The 2,460-nt window shown below is 75.8% G+C and carries 1 protein-coding gene and 1 pseudogene; both read left to right on the top strand.

The window, feature by feature from the left end:
• The first annotated feature begins 350 nt into the window (after positions 1–350).
• The gene (locus AB0H81_RS44600) at positions 351–1,451 is read left to right on the top strand and encodes a hypothetical protein (protein WP_358388543.1); all 1,101 of its coding nucleotides are present in this window, start codon (positions 351–353) and stop codon (positions 1,449–1,451) included.
• Positions 1,452–1,536: 85 nt separating this feature from the next.
• Positions 1,537–2,460, top strand: a pseudogene (locus tag AB0H81_RS44595) (hypothetical protein); the annotation flags it as partial.

Genomic DNA, 2,460 nt, shown 5'->3' with positions numbered 1-2,460 from the left:
GGCCGTGCACGCCGAGCGCGACACGCGCGACCGCGCCGAGCTGGCGAGACGCGCCGCCGCCCAGCTCGGTGACCGGGCGCGGCTGTTCGGCGCCGCTACGCTGAGCACCGTCGCCGGTGACCGGGCCGCGACCGGCCCACCCGCCACCTGAAGACCCGGCTTCCGGGAACGCGATCAACCGAGGACCCGGCGATCCCGAGAGCCACCGCAGCCCCGACAGCAGCACCCCAGTCCGACCGAGCCGAGCCACATGAGCACATCAGCCCTATGAGTCACATGAGCCACAGCGACACGAGACACGGCCGTGCCGAGCACGGCCACCGGAGCGACACCGCGACGAGAGGCCGCCGATGAACCGGCTTGACGCGCTGCGCGGCACGACGCCGCAGAAGCCGCACGACGCGCGCGCCATCGCCGCGCTCGCCGCCAACCCGGGCTGCGCGCGACGGGCGCTGCTGGACGGCGCGGGCATCGACAAGGACGCGACCGCCCGGCACCTGGGGTTCCCGGCGCCGTTCGGCCAGTCGCCGTTCGCGATCACGCGCGGCAACGCGTTCGAGGCCCTGGTGAAGGCCGACGGGTGCGCCGAGCTGCTGCGGATGCTGCGCGAGCTGCTGGAGCTGCCGGTCGCCGAGGTGGCCTACCACGACGTCGAGAACGTCGGCGCCCACCTGCGCCACGCCCACACCCGGGCGCTGTTCGACCGGGCGGCGCGCGACGGCCACGACTCGGGCACGATCTACGACCATCCGCTGCTGGGCCTGGAGATCGCCGGGCACACCGCGTTCCTGGAGCCGGACGTGGTGGCGTTCCAGCTCGGCGGCCGGTTCCACATCGTGGAGATCAAGTCGTTCGCGGTGATCGACGGCCAGGCCGACCCGGCGGCGGTGGCGGCGGCGGCGCGGCAGGCGGCCGTGTACGTGCTGGCGCTGCGCCGCATGCTCCAGGAGCTCGGCCACGACCCGCGGCGGGTGGCCCACGACGTGGTGCTCGTCTGCCCCGAGAACTTCGCCAACCGGCCCGTCGCCACGCTCGTCGACGTGCGCCGGCAGCTCGCCGTGCTGGAGCGCCAGCTTTCCCGCATGACCGGGCTCGACCGGCTGCTGGAGGGGCTGCCCGAGGAGCTGACGCTCGACCTGCTGCCGGGCGAGGACGGGCTGCCCACCCGCCCGGCGGCCGAGCTGGCCGACGCGCTGCGCCGCACCACCGCCCGGTACGCCCCCGACTGCCTGTCCACGTGCGACCTGTGCTTCTTCTGCCGTGACGAGGCCCGGCAGGAGGGCGCGTGCGACCTGCTCGGCCGGCAGGTGCGCGACGAGCTGGGCGGCGTGGCCTCGGTCGAGGAGGCGCTGGGCCTGGCCGACGGCACCCGCGACCCGGCCGAGGGGCAGGAGGAGATCGCCCGGCTGCTGCGCAACGCCGAGCGCCTGCGCCGGGAGTGCCTCGCGTGACCCCCGCACCGGCCGCGGGCCGCCGCGCCGCCGAACCGCCGCCCCCGGCCCCCGCACCGCGTGACAGCCGGCGGAGGTGGGCCGGGTGAGCCTGCTGACCTCGCTCGCGCGGCTGCGGGCGCTCGACGAGGGCCGCGCGCAGCCCATCGCGACCGTGCGGCACTGCCACCTGTCCGAGCGTCCCATGGTGTTCATCCCGCTGAAGATGTCGGGCGAGGCCGCCGCGCCGCTGGCCGCCATGCTCGGCACCCGCCGCGACGACCCGCGGCTGCTCGTGGTGACGCAGCCGCGCAACCGCGACCTGCGCTTCGCCTGGGCCGCCGACCTGGCCGCCGTGCTCCTGCCCTACATCGACGGCTTCCTGGCCGGCACCGAGACGGTGGAGCGCAGGAACGCCGACCCGTACGAACGCGTGCTCGACGCCCCGCAGATCGTCGTGCCGAACCAGGCCGGGATCGCGTTCACCCGCCTGCTGGGCCGCTCCACCCGTTTCCGGCGCGCCGACGGCCCGTACCCGGTGCCGGAGACGGTGCCGCTGCTCGGCCGCTGGCTGACGTACTTCGGCGAGCGGGCCGCCTACCCCGGCTCGTCCCTCATGACGGCCGTGACCGAGGAGCTGGGCCGGCACTGGGCGAGCGGGCAGAGCGGCCTGGAGGACGCCAACCTGGCGGCGCTGATGGCATGGATCACGACCGGGCCGAGCGACGACGCCGAGGACCCGCTCGTGTGGCCTCCGGCGGGGCCCGCGACCGATCCGGGGTTCGACGCCGAGGTGCTGTCCCCGGCCATCGAGGCGGGCGCGGCCGAACGCATCATCGAGGCCCTGCGCGGCCAGCTCGAACCCACCTGGCGGCTCATGTGGCAGGCCATCGACCTGCTGCGTGAGCTGCCCGAGGGGGCGAGCGTGGCGCAGCGCTGGGAGCAGGACCGCGGCTCGTTCAGCGGCATGGCGGCGCACATCGCCGAGGGGGCGCCGCCGCAGGCGCGGCGCGACGGCGCGGTGGCCGCC

This window comes from Nonomuraea sp. NPDC050691 (assembly GCF_040654455.1).
Lineage (GTDB): Bacteria > Actinomycetota > Actinomycetes > Streptosporangiales > Streptosporangiaceae > Nonomuraea.
This window is presented reverse-complemented; position numbering and strand designations above follow the sequence as displayed.